At 51.2% G+C, this 26,816-nt stretch carries 19 protein-coding genes and 1 pseudogene; 10 read left to right on the top strand and 10 right to left on the bottom strand.

Annotated features, from left to right (window positions below):
- Together EV12_RS12270 and EV12_RS12265 are read right to left on the bottom strand one after the other, a co-directional pair.
- Positions 1 to 251: pseudogene (locus tag EV12_RS12270) on the bottom strand (photosystem II q(b) protein); the annotation flags it as partial.
- Between the two features lie 157 nt (positions 252 to 408).
- A complete protein-coding gene (locus EV12_RS12265; RefSeq protein WP_052039531.1) occupies positions 409 to 1,773 on the bottom strand; it encodes a YcjF family protein in 1,365 nt (454 codons plus the stop codon).
- A 220-nt stretch (positions 1,774 to 1,993) separates the two neighbouring features.
- Between EV12_RS12265 and EV12_RS12260 the strand changes: the two genes are divergently transcribed.
- The 10 genes from EV12_RS12260 to EV12_RS14340 all read left to right on the top strand — a co-directional run bounded on the left by EV12_RS12260 (position 1,994) and on the right by EV12_RS14340 (position 15,841).
- Positions 1,994 to 2,596, top strand: coding sequence for a hypothetical protein (locus tag EV12_RS12260; protein WP_036915701.1), 603 nt, complete (start codon positions 1,994 to 1,996; stop codon positions 2,594 to 2,596).
- Positions 2,597 to 2,599: 3 nt separating this feature from the next.
- The gene (trpS, locus tag EV12_RS12255) at positions 2,600 to 3,613 is read left to right on the top strand and encodes a tryptophan--tRNA ligase (RefSeq protein ID WP_036915698.1); all 1,014 of its coding nucleotides are present in this window, start codon (positions 2,600 to 2,602) and stop codon (positions 3,611 to 3,613) included.
- Between the two features lie 320 nt (positions 3,614 to 3,933).
- Positions 3,934 to 4,530 carry a glycoside hydrolase family 24 protein gene (locus EV12_RS12250; protein WP_052039536.1) on the top strand — a complete coding sequence of 199 codons (597 nt, stop codon included), beginning with the start codon at positions 3,934 to 3,936 and terminating at the stop codon, positions 4,528 to 4,530.
- 710 nt (positions 4,531 to 5,240) lie between these two features.
- A complete protein-coding gene (gene thrS / locus EV12_RS12245; protein ID WP_036915696.1) occupies positions 5,241 to 7,163 on the top strand; it encodes a threonine--tRNA ligase in 1,923 nt (640 codons plus the stop codon).
- Between the two features lie 858 nt (positions 7,164 to 8,021).
- A complete protein-coding gene (glk, locus tag EV12_RS12240; protein ID WP_036915694.1) occupies positions 8,022 to 9,083 on the top strand; it encodes a glucokinase in 1,062 nt (353 codons plus the stop codon).
- Between the two features lie 14 nt (positions 9,084 to 9,097).
- Positions 9,098 to 10,048 (top strand): homoserine kinase, encoded by a 951-nt coding sequence (thrB, locus tag EV12_RS12235; protein ID WP_036915692.1) that lies wholly within the window; start codon positions 9,098 to 9,100, stop codon positions 10,046 to 10,048.
- Positions 10,049 to 10,104: 56 nt separating this feature from the next.
- Positions 10,105 to 11,676 (top strand): NAD(P)H-quinone oxidoreductase subunit 4, encoded by a 1,572-nt coding sequence (locus EV12_RS12230; RefSeq protein ID WP_036915690.1) that lies wholly within the window; start codon positions 10,105 to 10,107, stop codon positions 11,674 to 11,676.
- Between the two features lie 3 nt (positions 11,677 to 11,679).
- A complete protein-coding gene (locus EV12_RS12225) occupies positions 11,680 to 13,827 on the top strand; it encodes a M3 family metallopeptidase (protein WP_036915688.1) in 2,148 nt (715 codons plus the stop codon).
- 4 nt (positions 13,828 to 13,831) lie between these two features.
- Positions 13,832 to 15,322, top strand: a complete 1,491-nt coding sequence (locus EV12_RS12220; protein ID WP_036915686.1) for a hypothetical protein — start codon at positions 13,832 to 13,834, stop codon at positions 15,320 to 15,322.
- A gap of 342 nt (positions 15,323 to 15,664) precedes the next feature.
- The gene (locus EV12_RS14340; RefSeq protein ID WP_193742233.1) at positions 15,665 to 15,841 is read left to right on the top strand and encodes a hypothetical protein; all 177 of its coding nucleotides are present in this window, start codon (positions 15,665 to 15,667) and stop codon (positions 15,839 to 15,841) included.
- 780 nt (positions 15,842 to 16,621) lie between these two features.
- On the opposite strand, the gene EV12_RS12210 is transcribed toward EV12_RS14340, so the two are convergent.
- Genes EV12_RS12210 through EV12_RS12175 form a run of 8 tightly spaced genes read right to left on the bottom strand, consistent with a single transcriptional unit; the run spans position 16,622 to position 26,775 of the window.
- Positions 16,622 to 17,707 (bottom strand): hypothetical protein, encoded by a 1,086-nt coding sequence (locus EV12_RS12210; RefSeq protein ID WP_036915681.1) that lies wholly within the window; start codon positions 17,705 to 17,707, stop codon positions 16,622 to 16,624.
- A gap of 20 nt (positions 17,708 to 17,727) precedes the next feature.
- Positions 17,728 to 18,294, bottom strand: coding sequence for a hypothetical protein (locus tag EV12_RS12205; RefSeq protein ID WP_241466554.1), 567 nt, complete (start codon positions 18,292 to 18,294; stop codon positions 17,728 to 17,730).
- Complete coding sequence (locus EV12_RS12200) at positions 18,287 to 18,988, bottom strand: hypothetical protein (protein ID WP_036915679.1); 702 nt, start codon at positions 18,986 to 18,988, stop codon at positions 18,287 to 18,289. Before EV12_RS12200 ends, EV12_RS12205 begins: the two co-directional genes overlap by 8 nt.
- 58 nt (positions 18,989 to 19,046) lie before the next feature.
- Positions 19,047 to 19,667, bottom strand: coding sequence for an esterase/lipase family protein (locus EV12_RS12195; RefSeq protein WP_036915676.1), 621 nt, complete (start codon positions 19,665 to 19,667; stop codon positions 19,047 to 19,049).
- Positions 19,668 to 19,688: 21 nt separating this feature from the next.
- Complete coding sequence (locus tag EV12_RS12190; protein WP_052039530.1) at positions 19,689 to 20,102, bottom strand: dihydroneopterin aldolase; 414 nt, start codon at positions 20,100 to 20,102, stop codon at positions 19,689 to 19,691.
- Entirely contained in the window at positions 20,069 to 21,385 is a 1,317-nt protein-coding gene (locus tag EV12_RS12185; protein ID WP_036915672.1) for a glutamate-5-semialdehyde dehydrogenase, read from the bottom strand. Before EV12_RS12185 ends, EV12_RS12190 begins: the two co-directional genes overlap by 34 nt.
- 34 nt (positions 21,386 to 21,419) lie before the next feature.
- A complete protein-coding gene (locus EV12_RS12180; protein ID WP_036915669.1) occupies positions 21,420 to 22,334 on the bottom strand; it encodes an ROK family protein in 915 nt (304 codons plus the stop codon).
- 4 nt (positions 22,335 to 22,338) lie between these two features.
- The gene (locus EV12_RS12175; RefSeq protein ID WP_036915666.1) at positions 22,339 to 26,775 is read right to left on the bottom strand and encodes a translocation/assembly module TamB; all 4,437 of its coding nucleotides are present in this window, start codon (positions 26,773 to 26,775) and stop codon (positions 22,339 to 22,341) included.
- Positions 26,776 to 26,816 lie beyond the last annotated feature (41 nt).

The following is a 26,816-nucleotide window of genomic DNA, read 5'->3' as shown; positions in this document are numbered from 1 at the left end:
GAAGGAACAACAGCACCAGAAATGATGTTATTGCCGTAGAGGAAAGAGCCAGCAACGGGCTCACGGATACCGTCGATATCAACCGGCGGTGCCGCAATAAAGGCAATGGTGAAGCAGATGGCAGCTGCCAACAGCGTGGGAACCATCAGGACACCGAACCAACCCACATAAATGCGGTTATTGGTGGAGGTGACCCAATTGCAGAAGGACTCCCAGCTACTGAGGCGACCACTGCGAATGGTGGTGGTCATTGAGTATGAAGAGGACGTTAACGAGCCTCAACCCATGGTTAGGGAAGACTCGCTAATAGCATATAAAAATGGGGTCGCAAAGCTCACTTGCGCTCTCTGGTTTCCTCACATTGCGACGTAGTGCGCAAACAAAATTCATGAAGTTTGTTTGCGCAGCCTATGCAGGGTTCGATGCGGATCCTGGTTGGCGAGCAAACTCCTTGATCCAGTTGATTCCCTGTTGTGAAAAGCTAGACCAATCGAGGCGTTCCTGCTCTGCAGCCTTAGCAACCAGCAGCGGTGCCTGCAGCTTCAAGGCATCCAAATCAGGCTCTGCAACGCCATTATTCAATGCCAGCCAATCGGCCATTGAGCGTCCAACAACACGGGTTAGGTAAGCAGCGCTGAGGGCCTGAAGAGTACCCGCTGCAAGCCAGCTGCTGCCATCAAGTTTGGCTACGCCCAATAGAGCTTGGCCACTCCACTCAACCACTCCCTGGGCCAGAGCCGCACCAGCCAACTGGCGTGCTGCCAATTGCAGAACCTCTGGCTTCAAGGAACACTTCCAAATCCCCGCCATCTCTTTAATCATCAAGCCGTTGACCACAGCCACGGCCAGAAGATCAGTCGTGGGTAAAGGAGAGGCAAAAACAGCTCCTGCAACCAACCATTGAGTGCGCTGCTGGAGTACAAGGAACCTTTGCCTACGAAGCTGCTCTAACTCGGCTTGCCAATTGCGGTGCAGACTGCCCAATAAGCGCTTACGGGTGATTTCAAGATTCCGCTGAGGATGCTCTAACAGACGTCTCACCGGTGCAAGAGCTTCTGAAAGATCGTCTTGATTGCCTGTCCAACGCAGCACCTGGCCGCTCAAGCGTTGTGGCAACTGAGCTTGAAGTGCCTGCAGCTGATCGCTCCAATTAGATGAATCCTGCCAAGAGACGATCAGCCAGATTGGTTGATTGGCTGGCACCCTCTCTAACCAAAGAAGGTCTGCTGCCATCAACGGCAAAGGCAAGACATAGAGCAAAACATCCTGCTCTTGCAGAGCTGCGGGCCATATCCAAGACTCGTCTGTCTGAGAGAGAGGCCGGGCCCAGCTGATGCTCAGTGGAGTGGATCCCGCAATGGCTGTCTGAACATCGGGATGATCCTCAAGAGAACCCTCTGCGGAATTCACAAAAGAAACTTTTTGAGGTTCGGAACGCTGTAGAACGACATCAAGGGCCTCGCTGCGTTGTTGGCGCAGCGCAACCACATCTTGCTCATCCTCCAATGCCTCAAACTGATCAAGGACCTCTTTGCAGCGACGGATCCAGCCCTGCACAGAATCTGGTGCATCAAACTTGGCCGGTATTGAGGGCCTTGATAACCACCAAACGCCCGCACCAGCAACCATCAAACCAAGACCACCGCCAGGCAGATGAATCACATCAGTGAAGACCCACTGACCGAGGACGAAGGTCCCTGTGATCAGTGCTACCCGGCCAATGAAGGCAGGGGAGCGAGGCACAAGATTGATCAGTAGGGCTGGAAGCTTCACGGGGCACCACCTTTCGTGCAAGCCATACCAGCCTACGTGACCTTCTTCGCTGAATTCATGCCTGACAGAAGACTTTGCGTTCATTCAGCTCCCCAAATGGGGCCAAAAATAAGTGTTCCTCTGATGAAGATCAAAAAAAAATTATTCCCGTCATGAAGCTCAGGGATGTCGCGAATGACGACGATGCGTCACACTTGCGCCTGATTGCAGGCCGTAGGCCATGACTGATTCTTACAGCGATCCGCAACGACAAGAAAGACATGGTGATGGTGCCCGGGAGAGCGGAAGGGCTGGATCCCGAGGTGGCCGTGGTCCTGGGAACCGTGAAGCCGGCGGATTTCGTATCCGCCTGAGCGACAACGAAATGCGCTCTGCCAGAGCACTGCAGGAAGCCTTTCAAATGCGCTCCACAGTGGCCGTACTGGGATTTGCCCTGCGCACCCTTGGCCAAATGCTGGACGATGGCCAACTAGACGAACTGGTTGCCAGTGAACGCTCCAAGGCCCCAAGTGGTGGCAGACGAAGAGAAGAAGGAGCTCAGCGAACGCGTAGTGATCGCTCTCATAAAGACAGACAGCCAACGCACCGAGGAGTTCGACCTGATCCCTTTGCGCGGCCAGCCAAGCCTCAACCATCGGTTCAAGAACCCGAGAAGACTCTAGAAATTGAACAAAACCACGCTGAAGAACAAGCTCAGGAGCATGACCAGACTGCTGAAACCGAACAATTGAACTCAGCAGAGCAAGAGCAGGACCAGGCTGCTGAAACTGAACAAGTGCCGGCAATAGAGCATGAACCTGAGAAAACACCTGGTGAGGCCTGATTAATGCAGCGCCCGCGGGTCCTTTCCGGCGTCCAGCCGACAGGTGCCCTCCATCTGGGCAACTGGTTGGGGGCCATCCGCAACTGGGTAGATCTTCAGAGCAGCCATGACACATATGTCTGTGTCGTGGATTTACATGCCATTACTGTTCCCCACGACCCACAACGTTTGGCCGAGGAGACCCTCTCCACAGCCGCTCTCTACCTGGCCTGTGGGATGGATCCAGATCTTTGCAGCATCTTTGTGCAGAGCCAGGTGTCCGCCCACAGCGAGCTCTGTTGGTTGCTGAACTGTGTTACTCCTCTGAATTGGCTAGAGCGAATGATCCAGTTCAAGGAGAAGTCAGTCAAGCAGGGGGACAACGTTTCTGTTGGACTCCTGGACTATCCGGTGTTAATGGCAGCAGACATTCTTCTCTATGACGCTGATTTGGTGCCAGTGGGCGAAGACCAGAAACAACATTTAGAACTTGCCCGTGACATCGCTCAGCAGCGCATTAATGCTCGCTTCGGTAGTGAAGAGAAACCTGTCCTTAAAGTCCCAGATCCTCTGATCATCAAAGAGGGAGCAAGAGTGATGAGCCTTAGCGATGGCCGCAGCAAGATGAGTAAAAGCGACCCCAATGAAGGAAGTCGTATCACACTTCTTGATCCGCCTGAACTGATCACAAAGAAAATCAAGCGGGCAAAGACAGACCCCCAAAGGGGCTTGCAATTTGGCAACCCAGATCGCCCGGAGGCCGACAATCTGCTTGGGATTTACGCCATCCTTAGTGGGCGAGGAAGAGACGCAGCTGCCCAAGAATGCGCAGAAATGGGATGGGGAACCTTCAAGCCTCTGCTGGCCGAAGCCACGGTGTCAGCCCTTGAGCCGATACAGCATCGCTATCAACAACTCATGGGCGACCGCATAGAACTAATCAGAGTGCTTGACCAAGGCAAGACCAGAGCGCAAGACACCGCCCAAGCAACCCTTAAGCGAGTCCGCCAGGCCCTTGGCTTCCTGACAGCCAGCTAATCAATGCGAGTCGAAAGAAAAGTTTTGCTAATCATTGGAGCTCAGTAATGGCCGAGGCCTTCCTGTGGCACGGAGGCCAGCGAGCCCTAGTCATCAGCAAGGGTCTAGTGAGACGCAGAATCTGTTGTCAATGTCAACTTCAGACTTATGCACACTCTGTTGCGTGAGTCAAGGGTATTAATCACCATCTCGCCAGACGGGGGAGGTATTGATCAATGTGACAAACCATTTAGTTGGTTTACGTGCTGCGCTTGTTCCCATTGCACTTTGGCTTTTCAAGTCAAGCGAATCATTCGAATTGGGTCAGGGCAGCTTTCGCCATGATCAGTCTGAGTGTTCTCATGGGTGCTGGCCAGACCTTGCAGGCTGAACGCATCCAGGTGCCTAAAGAACATGCTTTTAGGGTGAACATTGCTTATCAAGGCAATGGTGGTCAAAGGCCGCACTATTTAATAACGCCCGAACGTCGAGCCCTTCTGAACACCATTCGTTATGCAGAAGGCACTTGGAAAGAAGGAAAAGATCTCGGATATCGCACGATGTTTGGAGGAGGTGTTTTTGAGGATCTCTCTCAACACCCCAATCGAGTTGTGGTGAATTTCTATAGCAGTGCAGCAGCAGGGGCCTATCAATTCATCCCAACAACTTGGATGGCCGTAGCGAAGGAGCTCAACCTACCCAATTTCCAACCTCAACATCAAGATCAAGCAGCGTTGCATTTAGTTAGCAAACGTGGTGCTCTCAAGGAAATAGATGCTCTTGGTTTAACGCACTCCGCTATGGCCCGTCTTGCACCGGAATGGGCTTCGTTTCCTAACTGGGCTGGCAACAGCAGTTACGGACAGCCAGTCAAGAGCCATGCAGAGTTGGCAAAATTTTATTCAGCCAATTTGCGGCAACTGCAGCAGGAGGCCTGAGCAAAGCTAAAAGCATCTAACTTCAGAATCAGCAGAAGTTGTGTGTTTGTACTCGAAAGACATCCCTTGATTGCAACCAAACCCTAGCTTTCCCCTTGCGGATCACTCTCTGAAAAGAGACATCCAAAAAGGATGACTATCACAACAAAAGCAGACAATCTCGGGAGCTTTCTTCCCACGAGCAACGCCATAGTCGATGCCCACAACCATGACCGTGAGCATTGATATCAGGGCAGTAAGCGATTCTCTCACTTGTTTTGCTGACGGGTCTGCTTGCAGCTGGTTTATCCGCAAAGCCCTAATCCCATGACAGACCATTCCCTAAGCAGAAAATGTTAGGCATCAAGGGTCGCTCGGATTGATCACTATCCAAGCCATGTCTGCTGGGGACAGGCAGGTAATGCCAACATCTTTTGCTCACGACAGCCAAGATCCCTTAGGCGGTTAGATTGGCTGCATAAAAAAGCTTTTTGAGATCATAGGAAATAGCTCTGACGAATCTAAGCAAGCTCCCATTGAACTCTATGCTGGTATTTTGCTTGTTGAACTTGCTAGAAAATTTGGTTCAATGTTCCTTTTTCTCAGTGTTCCTCTACGTTGTTGCTAATATGCGAAATATTCCACTCCAGCATTCAGAGGCGCAAGGATTGCGAATGATATAACTGATAAAATAAAGCGCTATTGTAAATCATCAAAGAAAACGCCTTGCTATGCCTATTATTACACTTCCAGACGGAAATAAAAAGAAGTTTGATCAACCCGTAACCATTATGGAGGTGGCCGAAAGCCTTGGGCCTGGATTAGCAAAGGCGGCTATCGCAGGACGGGTCAATGATGTATTGCTTGACACCTGTATCCCTATTGAGAAAGACTCTAAAGTTAATATCATCACGGCTAAAGACCAAGATGGAATTGAGACTATTCGCCACTCATTCGCTCACTTGATTGGTCATGCCGTAAAGCAATTATATCCTGAAGCAAAAATGGCCATTGGTCCAGTTATTGAAGACGGATTTTATTATGACATTGCCTATGATCAGCCTTTTACTCCTAAAGACTTGGAAGCGATTGAGGCTCGCATGAAAGAGCTGGTTAAACTTGACTATGACGTCAATGTGGAAATAGTTTCAAGGGAAGAGGCTCATAGGGAATTCGAAAAGCGATGCGAGCCTTACAAGATAGAAATCGTAGATGAAATTCCTGAGAACGAAATTATTAAGCTATATCGACATCAAGAATATACTGATATGTGTAGAGGTCCACATGTGCCTAATACAAGGCATTTACGCACTTTCAAATTAATGAAAGTATCAGGTGCTTATTGGCGTGGTGATTCAAATAAACCAATGTTGCAGCGCATCTATGGTACGGCCTGGGGAAGTTCCAAAGACCTGAAAGCTTATCTCAAGCGCCTTGAAGAAGCTGAAAAGCGTGATCATCGCAGGATTGCTAAACAAATGTCTTTATTTCATACTCAAGAAGAAGCACCTGGGATGATCTTTTGGCATGCCAAGGGTTGGGCTATTTATCAGGTTTTAGAGCAATATATTCGCGAGACCCTTAGCCTACATAACTACCAAGAAATCAGAACACCTCAGGTTGTAGACCGCTCCTTATGGGAGAAATCTGGCCATTGGGAGAAGTTCAAAGATGACATGTTCACGACGACATCTGAGAATCGTGAATATGCCATAAAGCCTATGAATTGTCCCTGCCATATACAGATCTTCAATCAAGGCCTAAAAAGTTACCGTGACCTGCCAATTAGATTGGCAGAGTTTGGTTCATGCTTAAGGAATGAACCATCTGGTTCACTTCATGGTCTCATGCGAGTGCGCAATTTTGTTCAAGATGATGCTCACATCTTTTGTACTGAGCTTCAGGTTCAGGAAGAGGTCTCTAAGTTTATTGATCTAGTCTTTGAGATTTACAGATCATTTGGGTTTGACTCTGTGCTTATCAAGTTATCAACCAGGCCCGAAAAGCGTGTTGGTAGCGATGAGATCTGGGACAAATCAGAGAAGGCCTTGTCCGATGCATTGGACGCTAAAGGTCTTGCATGGGACTTATTGCCAGGGGAAGGTGCATTCTACGGACCTAAAATTGAGTTTTCTTTAAAAGACTGTCTTGGTAGAGTTTGGCAATGTGGAACGATCCAGGTTGACTTCTCGATGCCGGAACGTTTGGGAGCATCTTATGTAGCAGAAGACAGTCAGCGCAGAACACCAGTAATGTTGCATCGAGCAATTCTGGGTTCTTTTGAACGTTTTATCGGAATTCTGATCGAGCACTATGCCGGACGATTGCCTGTGTGGCTAGCACCTGTGCAGGTGGTAGTGATGGGGATTACAGATCGTAATGCTCAATCTTGTCAGGATGTTTGCAAGAAGTTGTCAGCCCTAGAATATCGAACTGAAGTTGACTTAAGAAATGAAAAAATTGGTTTTAAAGTTCGCGAACATACTCTTCAGCGTGTACCATTCCTAATCATTATTGGTGATAAAGAACAGCAAAGTGGAGAGGTTGCTGTGCGCACGCGAGAGGGTAAGGACTTTGGCAGCATGCCTTTGAATAGCTTCAAATCACTCCTGGATGATGCAATTGCTCTTAGAGGTAGATCAGGTGTCGCTTGAAACAAGTTATCAATAGTTAGGCGCTAATGACAATTAATGAATACCTCGCTTTGGAGGAACGCTCTCTTCTGTCTGGATGAGAGGCTGTAATATTGTGTGAATTCTTAAAGGCATAAATAATATAATTAGCACCTCTAGATGCAGCAGTTGAATAATCTCAATTGTTTCTCATATTCTCTACTTAAGGCGAGGGCGTCTTTGCGACTCTCTTGCCATTAAAATTACAATGGAAATCTATTATTGATGTCTTGCTCTTTACGGAATAGTCAAACTATCTCTGAATTTAAGGCTAGGTTTGCCTTCTTTAAAAGTCTAATTTTTTGGGCGATGTGCTGATCAAGAAATTCTGGAGTCAATGAAATGACCTTGATAAGCCAAGATGAGCAAGCATGTCAAAGCCAACGATTCATTCCTCCTCCAGCCTTAATCATCTGCGAGCATTGGCGGACCTGAGTGGCTATTAACTCTAGAAGCTGAATAGTAAATTGGGCCTGGCGAAGGGAGAAGCTGATTGCTTTTCATGGGTCGTTCTGCCCCTCTCTTTGGTGCAGGTTCTTTCTGTTCTGCGCAGGATCAGAAATTCTTCATGGTCTCCGATGCAAGCACTACTCAACCATCAAAAGAAATGACAGGTCTTGCGAAAAGTCAATCAAGCCACTGGCGACATCTCAATTCGTGTTGAGCAGGGCTAACTCAGTTGGGGGCTAATTAGAGCTAGCCAATCAGTCCTTGCCAACCGATTTAGGCATGGGGATCACTATCCCTTGAGCTAATCAGCAATCTATCCAGCGTAAAAGTTGCAGATCTCTCGTTGTCAATGCAGCCTGAGGGAAGCTCTTTACCTCATTAGTCATCACCATGCCGTCCCTGAGAACCTTTCTGGCAGGTGATTTGGGGGGCACCAAAACCTTGCTTGCGCTCTATAGCTGGGACGAAAAGCAACTCAAGCAACAGCACCGGCGCAGGTATCTATCCAATCAGTGGACTTCGCTTGAACCCATGCTCAGCGACTTTATCTCCCATCTGCCAGGGGTGATGGAGCAACCCAATAACGGCTGCATCGCTGTCGCAGGACCGGTTCGCCATGGTGAGGCACGTATCACCAATCTGCCCTGGAGCTTGAAGGAGAAGGACCTTTGCGCAGTCACGGGACTGAAACATTTGGAACTGATTAATGACTTTGGCGTGCTGATCTACGGCCTACCCTTTCTCAACGACTCGCAGCAGGTGGAGCTTCAGCTTCCACAGCAGCACTCGTCTGCGCAAGGACCAATTGCAGTTCTGGGGGCAGGAACTGGACTTGGGATGGCCCGTGGCCTGCCAACAAAAGATGGAATGGTGGCGCTGCCAAGTGAAGGCGGACACCGTGAATTTGCTCCTCGCAGTCAATGCGAGTGGCAACTTTGCGAGTGGCTCAAGGCCGACTTACAACTCGAACGCCTTTCATTGGAACGTGTTGTCAGTGGCACCGGCCTGGGTCACGTAGCACGCTGGCGCTTACAGCACAGTGACGCAGATGGTCATCCTCTGCGAGAGCTGGCCGATGCTTGGCGCCATGGTGCTGATGATCATCCCGACCATCTGGATCTGCCTGCTCTTGCTAGTCAAGCCGCAAGCGAAGGCGATTCAATTCTTCAAGAAGCCTTACAGCTCTGGCTAGGTGCTTACGGTTCAGCTGCGGGAGATTTAGCTCTTCAGGAACTCTGCAGCGGAGGCCTCTGGGTGGGTGGGGGTACAGCTGCGAAGCAGCTTCAAGGTCTTCGCTCAAGCACCTTTCTTGAAGCCTTCCGCAACAAGGGTCGCTTCCGTCCATTTTTAGAGCAATTGCCAGTGATGGCAGTGATCGATCCCGAGGTCGGCTTGTTCAGTGCAGCTTGCAGAGCACACATGCTTGCTGAGCAAGGTGGGACACTGACCTAAGTAGATAGGTAGGGATGGCGCAGCCGAGTATCGGCCAAAAAATTGTGGTTGACGTACCGTCCACCACAGCCAACCTTGGCCCTGGATTCGACTGCCTAGGTGCTGCCCTTGACCTCAACAACCGTTTTGCCATGCGGCGGATCGAAGGGGACAGCGGACGCTTTGAACTCATTATTGAAGGCAATGAGGGAAGCCACCTACGCGGTGGGCCCAACAACCTGATTTATCGCGCCGCCCAGAGGGTGTGGAAAGCCGCAGGGCTCGAACCGGTGGGACTAGAAGCCAAAGTGAGGCTTGCGGTGCCCCCCGCAAGGGGCCTAGGAAGCAGTGCCAGTGCCATCGTGGCAGGGTTGGTCGGAGCCAATGCCTTGGTGGGCGAACCGCTCAGCAAAGAAAAACTGTTGGAACTGGCCATTGACATTGAGGGACATCCCGACAATGTGGTTCCTTCTCTTCTGGGAGGTCTTTGCTTGACTGCCAAGGCAGCCTCGCAGCACTGGCGGGTGGTTCGTTGTGTATGGATCAATTCCGTAAAAGCTGTTGTAGCAATCCCCTCTATTCGCCTAAGCACGAGCGAGGCAAGGCGCGCCATGCCTAAAGACATTCCGATCAGCGATGCCGTAGAAAACCTTGGTGCCCTTACGCTCCTGCTGCAGGGACTGCGTACAGGAAACGGCGACCTGATCACAGATGGGATGCATGATCGATTGCATGAGCCCTATCGCTGGCCATTGATCAAAGGTGGTTTGGATGTTCGCGATGCGGCGCTGAATGCCGGGGCCTGGGGTTGTGCCATCAGCGGAGCTGGCCCTAGCGTGCTGGCTCTGTGTCCGGAGGATAAAGGGCCAGCAGTCAGTCAGGCAATGGTAAAAGCTTGGGAAGCCGAGGGTGTAGCAAGTAGGGCACCACTGCTTAGCATTCAGACAGGAGGAAGCCACTGGCAACCTCAAGTTGATGATGAGTAGATATACTCAAGTGCCCGCCCGGGGCTGATCAGTTCCTTCGCATTCTCTTGCCTGCCATGGACGCCAACTTGCCGCTGACGGCTGCGTCCCAGGCCTCATTCCCCTGGCTTTCCCTGATCGTGCTGCTGCCGGCAATGGGTGCCCTGCTGATGCCTCTGTTGCCAGGGGATGAGACAAGTAACTCCCAGGCACCGCGCAATTTTGCACTGGCCTTTCTGCTGGTGGATTTCGTGCTCATGCTGGCCGTGTTTAGCCGCATTTTTGATAGCCAGGACGGAGGGCTTCAGCTGATTGAACGGGTTAGCTGGATCCCCTTCATCGGCCTGGAATGGTCTCTCGGAGCAGACGGCCTTTCGGCTCCTCTGGTTGTACTTAGCGGGTTGATCACTCTTCTTGCCGTGGCAGCTAGCTGGAAGGTGCAAAGCAAGACAAGGCTTTATTTCGCTCTGTTGTTGGTTCAGGCTTCTGCCCAGGGGCTGGTTTTCCTCTCTCAAGATTTCCTGCTGTTCTTTCTTGCTTGGGAACTAGAGCTGGTTCCGGTTTACCTGCTAATTGCCATCTGGGGCGGAAGCAGACGTCTATATGCCGCCACCAAATTCATTCTCTACACCGCTCTAGCGTCTTTGCTGATCCTGATCAGCGGACTCGCTCTGGCACTTTCGGGTGGTGAGTTCACGCTTAACCTCACTGAGCTGGCGAATCGATCTCCAGAAGGCAGCCTTGGACTGCTCTGTTATCTGGGCTTTCTGGTGGGCTTTGGCGTAAAGCTACCGATGTTTCCTCTCCACACCTGGCTGCCAGATGCCCATGGAGAAGCCAACGCACCAGTGTCGATGCTGCTGGCAGGGGTACTCCTAAAGATGGGTGGCTATGCCCTTTTGCGCTTCAACGTGCAAATGCTGCCTGATGCTCATCTTCAGCTAGCGCCGGCCCTGATCGTGATTGGGATCGTCAACATCATTTACGGAGCACTCAACGCCTTTGCTCAAGACAACGTGAAACGACGGATTGCCTGCAGTTCTGTGAGCCACATGGGCTTCGTTCTGTTGGGTATCGGCGCAATCGATGCTCTTGGGATCAGTGGAGCCATGCTGCAGATGATCAGCCATGGCCTGATTGCAGCAGCCATGTTTTTCGTCACAGGAACGTTCTACGAACGCACGCAGACCCTCTCAATCCCCAACATGGGTGGCCTGGCCAAGGTTTTGCCAATCACCTTCGCTTTTTTCTTGGCCAGCTCCCTGGCGTCCCTCGCCCTGCCAGGAATGAGCGGCTTTGTCAGTGAGATCACCGTCTTCCTCGGCATCATTAGTCAGGACGGATTCACTTCAATATTCAGGGTTATCACGATCGTGCTGGCTGCGATTGGACTGGTGCTTACCCCCGTCTATTTGCTGTCGATGTGTCGACGGGTCTTTTTTGGCCCCAGGATTCCCGCCCTTGCAATGATCGAAGACATCAACCCCAGAGAGCTGACCATTGGGCTCAGTCTGATTGTGCCCACGTTGGTGATCGGATTTTGGCCTCGAGTCGCCATCGATCTCTATGAGGCTTCAACCAATGCTCTCGCTGACCGACTGATTAGCCATAGCTTGGTAGCACAAGGTTCCCTGCTATCCCTTGGCTGAATAATGCCTGTTGCTGTGAACGAAATAAAGTCACCAGCCCTGCTCCAGGGTGAAGGAATCCCAAACTTCACTGCCATTACTGCTCAACAAGTACAGGATCACATTCCTGAACTTCTTTGTGCTCTTAACAAACAATTCAGCCAGCTGGAACAAGACCTAGACCAAGTTTTGGCATCTGGCAAGAGCATTAATTGGCAACAAGTCATGTCTCCGCTGCATCAGCTGCAAGAGCAGTTGCGTTGGAGCTGGGGTGTCGTATCCCATCTCAATGGCGTCTGCAATACCTCCGAATTACGACAAGCTCACGCTGCACAGCAACCAGAGGTGGTGCGCTTTGGAAACCGTATGGGTCAAAGCCAGACACTTCATCGTGTCCTGCGCCGGCTGAAAGACCAGACCTCAAGGCCATTACTGGATTCGACTCAACAACGGATTTTGAAAGCGGAATTACTCTCCATGGATCAACGAGGCGTGGGTCTCGATGACCACGCACAGCAGGCTTTTAATACCACCAGTGAGCAACTGGCCGAGTTGTCGACTCGCTTCAGCAATCACGTATTGGATGCAACCCAGGGATGGAGCCTGCTCCTTAATCGATCAGCGCAAGTTGAAGGACTGCCGCAGCGAGCCTTGGAGGTTTTGGCCTCAGCAGCCAAGCAATCCGGAGATCACCGTGAAGACGGTGGAGAACCTACAGCGGAGCAGGGTCCCTGGCGATTAGGTCTAGATATGCCTCGCTACATCCCCTTCATCACCCATGCAAAAGATCGAGGGCTACGTGAAACGCTCTACAAGGCTTATGTGAGTAGAGCGAGTGCAGGTGAGTTAAACAATCAACCATTGATTGAAGAGGTGCTAAGCCTTCGGCTTGAGCAAGCTCAAAGGCTTGGCTACATGAACTGGGCTGAACTCAGCCTGGCCAGTAAAATGGCCGAGGGCGTTGAGGCCGTCGAGCAGTTGCTGGAGGAGTTGCGTGCTGCAGCTTTACCCGCAGCCCAAAAGGAGTTAATTGAGCTTGAGGCCTGTGCCAAAAAACATGGAGCTCCAGAGGCCAGCCAGCTCAAACCATGGGATGTGAACTTCTGGGCTGAACGGCTGAGGCAAGAGCGCTTTGACCTTGATCAAGAAGCGCTGCGCCCGTGGTTCCCCCTGCCACAGGTTTTGGAAGGTTTGTTCGGACTTTGTGAACGTCTTTTTGGCATTCGCATTCAAAGCGGCGACGGCGAGGCTCCGATCTGGCATCAAGACGTACGTTATTTCCGGGTGTTGGATGCCAATGGTTCAGACCTGGCAGCGTTCTACCTCGATCCCTATAGCCGACCAGCCAGCAAGCGAGGGGGGGCATGGATGGACGAATGCCTGATACGCAGCAAAAGCATCGAGGGCCAATCGATTCTTCCTGTGGCCTATTTGATTTGTAACCAGACCCCACCGCAAGCAGATACACCAAGTCTGATGAGCTTCGATGAGGTGGAGACTTTGTTCCATGAGTTCGGTCATGGGCTTCAGCACATGCTCACGACCGTTGAGTATCCACAGGCTGCAGGAATCAACAACGTGGAATGGGACGCAGTGGAACTGCCTAGCCAGTTCATGGAGAACTGGTGCCTCGATCGCACCACGTTGATGGGGATGGCACGTCACTGGCGGACTGGCGAACCGCTGCCGGAGGAGGAGTTCGCAAAATTGCGCTCCAGCCGCACCTTTAATGCCGGTTTGGCAACTCTGCGCCAGGTGCATTTCGCTCTCACTGATCTGCGCTTGCATAGTCGCTGGACCCCAGAGCTCGGCGTGACCCCAGATCAGCTTCGCCGTCAGATTGCTGAGACCACCACGGTGATGCTTCCGATCGCCGAAGATCAATTCCTCTGTAGCTTTGGCCACATCTTCGCCGGTGGTTATTCCGCCGGGTACTACTCCTACAAGTGGGCAGAAGTTCTTAGTGCTGATGCCTTTGCTGCCTTTGAGGAAGCTGGTTTGGAACTTGAAGATCAAGTTCGACTCACTGGTGCTCGCTTTCGCGACACAGTTCTCAGTTTGGGAGGTAGCCATTCCCCAGCAGAGATCTATGAGGAATTCCGTGGGCGACCAGCGACCACCGAGGCATTGATTCGCCATTCCGGCTTAGCCGCAAGCGCTGCGGATCAGTGAGGAGATGGCTGAAGAGATACCGCACTCTCTGAACCCCCTAGCGTTATCACAAAGTTGGGGCCAAGACGAGCATGACGATATCCACTTGGCACCACTGATTGCGCTTGAGGAGGTGCTTGAAACAAGCAGCTTGCGTCGCGGGATAAGCCGAGAACAGTTGCTAAGTGAGTTGTTGCGTGACCTCGATCATCGCCGTGTGATCCCCCTGTTAGGCATGCTGCCGAGAGGCTGGAGGATGGCCCCTGCCGTTCTGCCTGAACGTCTACGAGGGATTGCAACCCTATTAGAAGATGGTTTGCTAAGCCCTTTGTTGTTGGCAGCGTTAGCTGATGACCTACAGCATCTGCTGCCGACTGCGGAGAACCAACCACCCAGTGCCCTGGAACTCTGGCGCCAACCCTCAATTGCCCTAAAGCCAGGACATGGTGTGGAGTTGCCGGGCAATTTAAAGAACTGTCGATTACTAGCCAACCAGCCAATTATTAGTGATGCACTGTTTGACTCGAAACAGCTTGGTCCAACCCCTTTAGGGAAACGCCTCACTGCACTCGGTAGTGGCCTGGTATGGCACAACGAGGGCTTGGCAATGCTTCAGAACGAGTCTTCTCAACGCATGAATCAGCTCATGGCTCAGGTGCTCAATTGCCTAGCCGCAAATCGTCTACCAGAGGCATTGCATCCCTCTGAACCCTTCCTATTCGAGGGGCTATCCTCAGGACGTCAACTCATTGAGTTGCTGAGCCGACAGGGTTGGCACTGTTGTGGACGAATTAGGGCCAGTGTGGCCAGCTTCGGCCTGGGAGCTAGCCAAGCCAATGAAAGCGGGAGATGGCTTCAGGTCCCTCTGGCTATGCCATATCGAACGGGTCTAGAGGATGATCGCAACCAGGAGATCGTCAGCTTGTTGCCGCATTGCAGCTTCGAGCTTGAGCTGCAACCACTAGGCAATGATTCAATTCTACTGCAGTATTGCCAGGGAGTAGAAGGTATGAATGGCTGGGCTGCTATGAATGACCTGCATCGGCCCTGGCAGAACGATCGCCACAATGGAACAGTCGCATACCCCAGCGAGCCATTAACACAGCAACGCCTCGCCGATGCAATAGAGATCACCGAATTAATCGCAGCGGTGCACAATTTGGAGGCAAGCTCGCAAAAGCTGCGCCTAGGGGGGTATGGAGCCCTGGGCTACTGCATTGATTCAACAGCCCTGCTGGAGCAATGCCTTAACGGCTCTACTCACTTATTTCCATTGACTCTGGGAGGAATATGGCGAGAACGACTACGCCGTAGCCTCGACACCCTTCTTGATCAGGGCTTTTGTATCAACACTAGTGTGGTAGATCGCTACCGATGGGGCCTTGACACGTTGCCCCAGGATCTGAGCCTGCAAGGCTCTGCACGATTTGAGGCAATGCAGAGGCTTTCAATCTGTCAACCCAGCCACAGTCCATTTGAGCTTGTGAGGAAACTCAATGGCGAAGTGGATCTCTGAAGCGATGCAAACGAAGGCTTTCATTTATAGGCAGATCAACCGGAAGCTGAGCAAGCCAATTCCAAGCAGATGATCCAACAACGAATAGAAGGCCAAACAGCCACTGCATAGCAGGATTCTGATGAACATACAGATTCACCTTTCTCTCGTTACAGATCCTTCGTAAGTCAATGAAAACAACAACATCTAAGCTGACAATCGAATTCAGCTCAGATAATATTAGCTGAATCCTTGAATATAACGAAAACATGCGAAAATAACAGTACTGGCTCGATCGTGACTAATTGCTCCATGTAACTCCTCTTCGTTTTTAGACTGGATGCCAATAAAATATTTGCAACGATGACTGATCCTAAAGAGAATGACTCAATCCCAGAGGAAGGGAGGCAGACGCTCTCTGGCAATAACCTTGAGAATGTTGTTGTTGGAGTCGTTAGAGGAAGAGCTTTTAATGAATATGGTGATCAGCATGGATGGAGAGCCTGGCAACTCGAAAACTATCACTTCCTTCCGATGTGACTAGCCAAAGGGATTGCCTTTAATAAGAAGTGATAATTAAGTCAGAATGAAGTGTATGGATGTTTCCATTCCTTCTGCTTATAAGCTCCATGAGCGTCTCTCTCAACATCATAATAATCCTCAACTGTCTTCTCTAGTTTCTCTATTAACTCTCTAGGTAGTTCACCTTCTGCAGTCGTTAGTTTGCCGATTTGTCTTATGAGGTCATGAATGTAATCCATTGTCCTTCCTCATTTAGTAGAATTGCATTCTACACGACTTAAGAGAAATAGTCTAACAATCGACTCCTCTTGAAACTTTGAATATAGAGTTCCATCTTGCTGGTGATAAGACTATGAAAACTATCAAGCTTCTATTATCAGTCGACAAGCAGGATATTCCTATTATCAAACCAACGCCTTGGCTCGGAACACGTCATTCGCAAAATGATGAACACACTTCACTGATCTTTGCAACGCAAGACAGGTCATTTTATTTCCACTCTGGATAGGGGCAAGTGCTGCTAGACGGCTGAATGCAAGGCATTCAGCCTGCGTTAGAGGATGCTCCAGGAGCTGATTGACTTTTAAATGGCCTTAACAGTAACTGAGGCTTCAGCACCTTTTGGCGTCTTACGAGAGTTCTTCATGAGTGGAGAGAAGGTTGGGATGTTGTGGCTTAGTTGGCTCACATGTTAGCTAGTTCCTCCGCCAAAAACTTCAATCAGCGCTTGTAAATCTGGTCGTACTAATAACTTGTATTAAAGCGAAAACCCTATGTAAAGACTGAATTTATAGGCGCTTATCTAGTCATACATAGTTCAGAACAAATTGCATCAACGACCTTAGAACTAAAATCATCACTGAATGGTCCTGAGTGACCACAATGGTTCATGCCGGAAATTTCATAGCGAGTAAGCTTACGTTTGCGTTGCCATAGATTCCAGTTTGAAAATGGCAACAATGGAGAACGCCCGGGGTAAGCCACCTGACCAAGAGCCGCAACAGGGTCTTTCCCGCCAACGACCATAGCAACACGATTGATCTCCTCTAAAGCGCCATTCCCACTGAACACTCCACAGACAGTGATCACCTGCACTGGAACACGACAAAGTTGTTGCAATATCTCCGCTGTCCCAATAGCCATCTCTCCTCCTCCGCTGTAACCCACTAACACCAGGCGCACAGCTGTACTTGGATGGAATCCAAGGGATTCAAGACGACGGGCGATTTTCAAGGCAAGCTCATAATTCATCACTGGGCCATAACGGCGGTCAGAGGAAATTCCCACTTTGATCACATTATTGGCTTGTACACAAAAGGCGCTTAGAAAACGAATTAATGCATTAGGATGATGCTCCTGTAGAGAAAATAATCTTCGCCAGAACCATTGACTGTATGAATCTGAACGCAGTGCAACAGGCATGATTGTGTAAGCCTCAATGCCTTTGACTAAAATAGACTCATGATCAATTCCCTCTTCTAGTTGCGAGAGGAATCGACTCACCCGTGGAGGATGGTCTTCTTCACTTTGATGAATGCCATCCAGGTAAATGATGTAATGCCGATGTCCAGAAATATTAGGCGAAGGTTCATCAAATAGATTACTTGGGTCAGGAAGTCCATCAAGCCACCCTTCCCAGAACACAAAGTCAAGCATCACTGAATAAATACCTGACAGAGGGACCAAGATGATCACCAGAAGTGCCGCAAGCTTAAGAAGCTCATCAAGCGATTCGCTGGTTACTAATGCAATAGCATCCCGACGAATTACAGCTACGCACAGAAACAAAAGGATGGCTGAGGACAGCATCAAAACAACAACTATCTTGCGGCTTTTAAGCAGCAGTTCGCGATGATGGCGAAGCGAAGATCTAGTCTTATTCATGATCTAAGATCAGCTCCAATTCAATGATTAAGAGCTACTTCTCGGGCTAGTTGGGAGTAACTTGATTTCCACCGCTGAGCGAACAAGAGCGCAATTAAAACAAGTGCCAAGGCAAAACCAGGAAGGGCCATAACCAATCCTTGCTGGAGAGGTATACCATAAAGAGCTTTTAATAAAACAACTACATTGAGGTGAATCCAGGCGAAAAGTGTTACAGCAATTAGATCACTAATATAAGGAGCCCCAACAAGAATATAAAATAATCCTGGCCAAATTGCTGGTAGCATATGGTTCGCAAAACTAATCGGATGTAAAGGTACAGCTTTAAGAGAAGTGAGTATCAAGCTGTCACAGAAAATCCCCATTAGAAATGCTAGGCTTAGGCCAAGAGCATCAAAGAATAAATGCACGGCAATTTGAACAGGACCTAGACGATTGGCAAGAAGAGAAAAGAAATGTGCTGCTGACATTGAAAGGCCAACTGCCAGCAACAATCCAACCCCGGCCTCCATTTTAAGTAGTAACTCAGCCATGGAATCAAGGCCTTGACTGAGTCCACTTAAGCCCTGCAGAAGAGCATCAGGCACGACGCATCTCCGGACGGTTTACGATCCAGAGAACAACAATTGAAAGAATGGCACTGTAGAAGCACCAGACTGAATTGAAAGCCATGCTATATGTCATCAGTGTAAGAATTATAGATAATACGATTAAGACCCCGAAGAGTTTTACGGCTTTGTCTTTAAGCAACAGCAAAGGAATAACAATCCAACACCAATAAATCAGTTCTCCAATAGGCTCTGTATTGATAAAATTATGGAAGATGGTGTTGACGTTGTAAACGATTCTTCCGCCTGTCTCTAGCCCTGGCTGGATCAATGGTGGATGTACTAATAAAGGCAGCCAGAATGAAATCCCAAGGATGGTACCAATAATCCAAGCCCAGCGTAATGCTCTCTTGACTCCTTCAGTTTCGGAATGACGCCCAATCGAGTATGCACTCCACGGGATCCATATCATCCAGAAGCAATAGGCGAAAAATAGAAAGCCAACAGAAGTAATTGTTGTGAGAGGTTGGATCGGTGTAGCCACTGCTTCTCCGTGGCCTAAGCCCACCCATACAAAACCCTCAACAAATTGCTGTAACCCGAAGAAGAACGGCACTAGGGCCAGAGGTTTGTAACCGGGACGTTTCGCTTCAGACGCTAGATGGTAAGTATAAAGTCCTAAGGGCATAAGGACCGCTGAAGCCGTAAAACTGGCTGAAGCTGAGAAACACATCTTTGTGCCGGTTTATGAGTGGTAGCTCAGTTTGGTCAGGTAATTCGACTTCGCCAAGTTAATTACTGAGAACCTTTGAAATCAGCAACTTTAATGCCAGCGGATGAGACATCAATTGTTGATGCGTGATTACTGGAACGGCCTGTTGCTCACCCACCGGTAACACGGCTTGCCAGCCTGGAAAAACCATTACATCCCATCGGCAGAAATAGCTGCTGCATTCAATGTCCTCTAAGGCTGCAACGTCGCCATTGAGCTGGCGCAGTAAGGGGCTGCCGCGCTTCATATCCGCCAAACCAGCAAACAAACAGGCGGGAATCCACTGGGCTGTGATGGTGCCTTGCTGTGGACTTCCTACACTCAGAAAACGATGCGTTCGTCGTGATCCACCTAGTTGTTGCAGCCAAATTCGACTGATCACCCCTCCCATCGAGAATCCAAGTACATCGATAACCGTCTCGGCCCCCCACTGCTCAACGATGAGTTGATCCAACGTCTCAGCCAGCTTGGAAAGCGGAACAACTCCCAGGCGATGAGGCAGATGGGGGGTCTGTAGAGGTAGCTGATGCTGTTCGAGTGCCTTCACCAACCGCCTAAAAAGATGCGGGGTATCCCAAAGACCATGTACAAGCACCAATGGTCGACGGGGTTTGTCCACTGATGCGACATGCGTAAACATCGCGAAACGCCTTAACAAAGATCAGGGTGTTGGCCAATGGCGACACCTTTCAACAGCCACACTGCCACTAAACCCAGGCACCGGCGCAGCACATTTACGCACAAGCACTCGCATCGGCACAGGACCGTAGAGATCTTCCAAGAGCACTAGCAATCGCTCGCTGAAGTGTTCGATGGTGAAACACTTCAGTTCAAAGGAGAGTCGTTGCATTGCACCAATAGCCAAGCTGTAGTCCGCAGTGGCATTGAGGTCATCATCCAGGGCAGCCTTGTCAAGGTCTAACCAAAGGCTGAAATCCAAGCTGAACCACTGACCTTCACGTCTTTCATGGTCAAGCACGCCCACGTGAGCCCACAAGCGCACATCGTTAACATGAATGGCTCCTAAAGGGAGACGATTGATCACAGCGGTAGGTCCCGGTGAGTGAACATGCATTCACCATTGGCATAGTCCGCCACAATGTGGCCTTGTCCACGCAACCGATAGCGATAGGTCACCAGCCCTTCCAAGCCAACCGGCCCCCTTGGAGGCAGTGTTTGAGTACTGATGCCAACCTCGGCTCCAAAGCCATAACGGAATCCATCGGCAAAACGCGTGGAGCAATTGTGAAAAACACCGGCACTATCGACAGCTTGGAGAAAACGCTCAGCCGTCTCCTGATCATTGCTGACAATCGCCTCCGTGTGACGGGAGCCATAGCGACGGATGTGATCCAGGGCTCCCTCTAGATCAGGCACCACTTTCACTGACAGAATCAGATCGAGATATTCCGTAGCCCAATCCTCTTCACTAGCTGACTCTTCTACTCCTAAAGCCTGGCTAGTTGAATCGCCAAGCAGACGAACCCCGGCCTGATGAAAGGCAGGAATAGCAAGCTCTAAAAACGACGGTGCAATGGACTGATGAATGAGCAGGGTTTCAATAGCGTTGCATGCTGCGGGGTACTGGGTCTTGCTGTCGATTGCAATCTGTAGGGCCTGCTTCAAATCCGCCGCGGCATCGAGATAGAGATGACAGATTCCGTCCGCATGACCAAGAACCGGAATTCGTGTGTTGTCCTGAATGAAACGCACCAGTTCGTTGCTGCCGCGAGGGATGATCAAATCCACTAGGCCATCAAGCCGAAGTAGGGCAAGGCTTTCCTGACGGGTCGTGAGCAAGGCAATTGCCTCGGGATCGATCTCTGTTTCAGCTAGACCATTCTTCAAGGCTTCAATGATGGCCTGATTGGTGTGGCTTGCTTCGCTGCCGCCCTTGAGAAGTGCGCCATTGCCGGAGCGAATCGCCAGTGAAGCGATCTGAATCACCGCATCTGGACGCGCCTCAAAGATTACCCCCAGGACTCCAAGTGGAACGGTGATGCGCTCCAGCACAAGATCTTGATCCAGTTCACGGTGCAACTGACGCAAACCAAGGGGATCAGATAACTGAGCCAACTGCCTTAGCCCTTTGATAGCCGAAACGAGTTTGCTTTCATCAAGCTTGAGCCGCGCCATCAGGGCAGAAGCAAGTCCCTCCGTTCGAGCCTTCTCTAAATCCAGTCGGTTAGCTCTCACGATCTGCTCGGAGCTTGACAGCAAAGCATTGGCCATTGCCATCAGGGCCTTACGCCGCTGGTTGTCATCACTCTGCCCAAGAGCCATGGCTGCTTGCCGCACCTCTGCTGCAAGTCGCAGCAACTGGGCGGAAGGCTCAGGAACTCCAGGAGAAGTTGTCATTACAGCGCGGCACAGCTGTGCTCATCATTACGCCTCAAGGGGCATTGCCGACACTTAAGAGACGTTGAAGGGCAAGTCGAGCTGCCCCCAGGCGACCAGCTCCATTGCCAAGGGCACAGGAGCGAATCTGCAAACCCTCCCTGCTCACAGCTTGCACCCGCTTCTCTACTTCCTTACGGACCGCTGGTAGGAAATGAACTGCTCCACCTGCAAGACCTCCTCCGACCAGCACCAGCTGAGGGGTGAAAACATAGACGAGAGAACTGATTCCCACCCCAAGTTTGCGGCCATAGGTTTCCCAGATCTCGAGAGCCTCGCGATCGCCAGAAGCAGCTCGTTTGCTTAATTCTTCTGGGTCCCCAGCCCATAGACGTTGAAGGGCGCCAATGCTGGCGTATTGCTCCAGGGATCCTTGGTTGCCACTGTTGCAGCTGGGACCTTCCGGATCCACTCCAATCAGACCAGGCTCGGCTGCAGCCCCGTTATGACCGACAAACAATTGACCCCCAAGCATGACGCCCCCACCTACTCCGGTGCCAAGAGTGAGCAGAACGACGTTTTGAAAATCTTGGGCTGCGCCCTGCCATGCTTCACCAACGAGAGCACAGTTGCCATCATTCGCCAGGGTGACGTGCCGATTCAGTCGTGGTTCCAACCAGTCGGCTAAAGGAACCTCCAGCCATCCAGGCAGGTTGATACAGACCCTGGCGACCCGCCCTTCAGCATCCATTGGTCCTGGCAAGCCCACTCCCACGAATGCAGCATGATGGTTTGGATCAACAGTTTCGATGGCTTCGCAAAGAGCAACTGTGACAGCACCTGGCATCGAGGGTTGAGGGGTTGGCAACTCGGTTTCTGCTAACAGATGGCCTTGCTGATCAAATCGACCTAACTTGATCGCGGTACCTCCCAAATCGACACCGATGAACTGAGCTAAGTCGGTTGTCAACTGGTCAAAAGCGGAAAAACAATTGCACTTGGCTCTGCCAAATTCCCTGGCTGTCTAAAGAACCTGAGAGATTCATGCTGGGACTGATTTGATAAGTAAGCGTGCCTTGCGGAGGAATATCGTTGCGGTCTGGTGTCGCCAAAATAGAAACGTTAAGTCGCTTAGTGATATCAATACCAATGTCTGTGACTAACTCGAGCGTGGGTGGAACTTGCCCAGATACTCGCTCTTGTTGACTCGTCACAACCGGCGAGACGTATGCAGGATAAAGGGCAATTTGCATTCGTTGACTGAAAGCATCAGAGATTGTTCCAAGAACAGGCGTGAGAAGAGATTGACCGATCACAGTCGCTAGTGCCGCACCACCATCTTCTCCCGACAACCCTGCCAGTGAATTTCCTCCAATTAACCCCAGCAATTGAGCACGAGGCAGTGACGGCGAGCTGCGTAAGTCAATGTTTTGGAAAAGACGATTTGCAGGTCCCTCGGCCTTCACTATCACTTTGATTAAGCGGAACTGTCCTCCGGCCCCAAGAGCACCTGTTCCATTGGTATCAAATACATTCGCAGATGCGGCATTACTGTCGGTGCCGATGCTGATACTGTCGGAGACCTGGCTGTTCATGGCGACATCAACGTAAGGGATTAGGCCCAGAGAAGGAGTAAACACAGCGACATTCGCAGCTCGCTGATCAAGACTGAAGAACGTTGTAAATAGATTCAGCCGCCCATTCAGTAGCCGAATCACACCACGAGCCTGAAGCTTTGGATCTAGGGGACCATTCAAACTGAGCAACCCTTCTGTACTGAAATTGGCCAGCGCATTAGCAGTGATGCGCAAATTTGGTCCCAGCTTTAAACGCAGGTTGTCGAAGCTGATAGAGGGGATGTTTGGCATAACGGAGCTCAACATCTTCCTCCGACTGACCTCTACATCTGGTCCAAGCAAGACCAAGGGTTTCTTGAAATCCCACTGCTCCTCAAGCAGGGTGTTGGCATTAACAACTTTGGGGCTGCTGGAAGTCGCTATCGCCCCTCCGGCTCCAGGCCTTTTGGTGGATTGAATGGCAGCGTTGATCGGTCGCAGAAACCCTGAGCCGGCGGGCGAGATCGTTCCTTCTTTGATCGTGAGCTCACCGCCAATCAAGGGTTTCAGTAGGGCACCCGTGAGCTTGAGCTTGGCGGCCACCCCTATATCAGCCTTTGGCAACTTAAAACGGGACTTACTGATCTCGATCGTCAGGGGCTGGTCTTCTGGTGCAGGGCGAAGCAAGGCAATGGATCCCGCACCTTGCAAGATGCCCTTCGAACCAATCTTTGCTTTGAGACGCTGCACCTCAAGGCGATTGAAGTCAAAAACCATGGCAGCCTCCAACCCCTTGACAACTTGTTCCATGACGACGAATTCGCCGTTTTGCATCACCAAAAATCCATTCGCCTGAGGAGCGTTAAGGCTGCCGCTAAACAACAACTTGAGGTCGGAGTTACCGCCCTTCCAGTCGACCGCACCTTCAGCAAAATCCGCCAGAAAATGTAGGCCGTCGCCGTGGCTCTCAACCCTGACGTCTATCGGCAAGGAGGGATCCAGAGGCACTTGACCGGTAATGGTTACAGCCTCTTTGGAAGAAGAGCTTCGCAGTGCGAGGTCGAGGTTCAGGAGGGCATCATTCAAGAGGATCTGCCCTTTGTCCAAGATCAATGTGTTTTCAGCCAACCTGGCGCTTTCCATCACTAGATCAGCTGTGATCTCAGGGGTTCCCCGTCTCAGGTTGTATCGACCCGAAAGCCCCAGAGCACCCCGCAGTGCTTGAGGTAGAGGTGCAACCAACGCAAGCAGAGAAAAGGGAACGTGAAGCAGTGAAAACGACCCTTCCCCACCATGCAGTGGTCCTTGAATCGATGCGAAAAAGGGTTTGACCTGTAGGGCGTGATCCTGATCCTCACCTTCTGTCCAGAGATGACCGCTTGCCTTTAGCTCCAGATTGAGCTTGGCCAGATCGGGACCCTTCAGATCGATCACCGCATCAATCTGCCCACGTAGATCTTCTGGATGGATGATCTTGCTACGACGATTTCGCTGGTCGAAACGATTTAAGGACGCCTGCGCCGCTGCCAAGACTTTGAGCTGATCATCCAGAGACCCTCCCAAGGTTTGGATCAACAGCGTGCCCAGATCTTGGGCGCGACCAATTGAAGGTGGAAGAACATCATTAAGCTTAGAAAGTTGCTGTGCGCTAGAGGTCAGCCAACGCGCGCTTAGACCGAGTGCCTTTGCCGTAGCAGAGAGTTCGCCTCCCAGGCGACCTCCCGCTGCAAGAGTGATCTGGCCAGTATCCGCTGGTAGCAGCTCACCAGTCAGCTTGTAGCGCTGGTTGGCAACCCTCCCCTGAATCAAAGCCTGTTGAAATTGCAGACCCATCAGCCCTGGATTGCTGATGGTGACTTGACCTTCCATGGCCAGGGGTTGAAGGCCCAGGCTGCCTGACCCGTTGAGTTGACCATAAACGCCTTCAAATCGCTGCTTTGAAGACAGGGCAGCCTCAATCCCATCCACTTTGAAGTTGTTCAACTCCCAGCGATAGCGAGCTGGTATGCCGTTTAGAGAGAGACGACCGTCTCCACGGTTAATCGCCAACTCCTCTGGCAACCAGTCGCGTCCCAATCGAGATGAGAGCTGCCCAGGGATCACCGCCCCTACAGATTCCATCAGCAGAGTGCCGCCCCCAGCAGGGAGTCCGGCCAAGTTCCCTTGCCAATCTTCCAACAACCGCAACCCTCCAGCCTCTGGATTCACCACCCGGAGGGAAAGATTTGGACGAAGAGCCGACAATGGTCCTCTCACCTGACCCGAAGCAGCAAGGGTTCCAGCCAAAGAGGTGCCGAGAAGCGGACCAACACGTGCTAAAGGGAAAGGACTCAAATTCAGATTGGCCTGCAGTTCTCCACTGCGTAGGCGTCCTTGATCAACTGAGAGAGGCAAGTCCGCCACAACTTTGAGCAGGGGACTGTTGAACTGCCTTAAGCGGAGCAAACCGGAATCTGCCGACCACCCCGCTCGCAGAGACCAGGTCTCCAGTAAAGGATTACGTTGCTGAGCAAGGCTTAGCTGAAGTTGGGGGCTCGATGAAGGGCCCTCAAGCTGAAGCTTGCCTTTGATCAAGGATTGGCTGCCGAGAAGTTCAGCAAGCACAGGGATGCGCTGCCATGCAGGTCCGGCAAACTCCAGGCGCTGGGTGCTCAGCCCTAGCTCGGGATATAGGGGCCCCCTTGCACGGACCTGAAGACCTGGACCACGAACATCAAAAGTGTCAATAACGGCCCTGAAGGCCTTGGGATTGCGCCAGTTGGTGCGCATCTGCAAGTTCAGTTGCAGCGGACCATTAACGGGGATCTTTGGGGTAAGAATCCAGCGGCCATTGGCATGCAGATTGGGCTCATGCCAAGGTCCATTGATCCGGGCTTGGAAGGCATGCCCTTGTTGCCGCTGGTTGACCTTGAGGTCGAGGTTGTAGGAGTGATTGAGACGAGCACCTCCCTTGAGAGAAGCGGTCCAAGGGCCGTAACGCCACTGGCTGAGAGGTAACTGAAGACGATCTTGACGACAGTTGATCTTGGCTTCACGAGATGAGAGTGACTTTTTGAGGGGACCACCCGCTAATTGGAATCGAACCAATGACAGGGCTCCCTTGCAACCCATACGTTCCTGATTAAGACTCACTTGGAGATCACCACCAATCTGACCCTGCATTTGCATGGGCAGCGTTCCGGGCAAAAGCCCCTGCAATGGTTCAAGGCTGATTTTGTCCAAACGAGCATGGGCCTCAAGCTCTAAACGATCCCAGCGCCCACGGCCCTTTAGGAAGAATCTTCCACGATCTGGCAATACAACTTGGACAGAGCCATTGGCCCATCCCTCCGCCAACTGAAGGTCTGCCCGTGTGGTGGCGGTGAACTCCAAGTTTGCCGGTTCGATGCGGACCCTCGCGGGCTGCGTCAACCGCAGCTGAAGATCAACCTTTGGGGGAGGCTCGCCTTTGGATGGACCAGGGACCCAGTACAAACCCTTGTGATTACGACGTAGCGTTAACCGTGATCCTTCAAGGGTGAGTACGGCAACGGGTCGCAAACGGAACAGGCTGGCCATTGGGGCAAGGCTGACGGTTAGACCAGAGAGCGATGCTGTGGAATCGTCATCATTTCCAGACAGCACTTCAGTTGGACCAATGGCCATACCCCAGGGCCGCAGGCCCTGATAGGAACCAATTCTTAAAGGATGGCCTAGAGGTTTTGAAAGCTGTTGCTCCAGTTGCGGACGCAGACGTTCAAGAAGGGCAGCAACAATTCGATCGGCGCCAACCCAAACAACCAAGCTGCTCGTTAGCAGTAGAACAGCAGGGCGTTTCCATCGCCCTTTAGCCAAAGATTGACTCTTCTCTCCCATCGATTTGAGTCAACCTTCCTGGGAGCGTGCGAAATATAAGT

This window comes from Prochlorococcus sp. MIT 0701, from assembly GCF_000760295.1.
GTDB lineage: Bacteria > Cyanobacteriota > Cyanobacteriia > PCC-6307 > Cyanobiaceae > Prochlorococcus.
The sequence above is the reverse complement of the archived record's forward strand: the minus strand, read 5'-3'. Positions and strand labels throughout refer to the sequence as shown.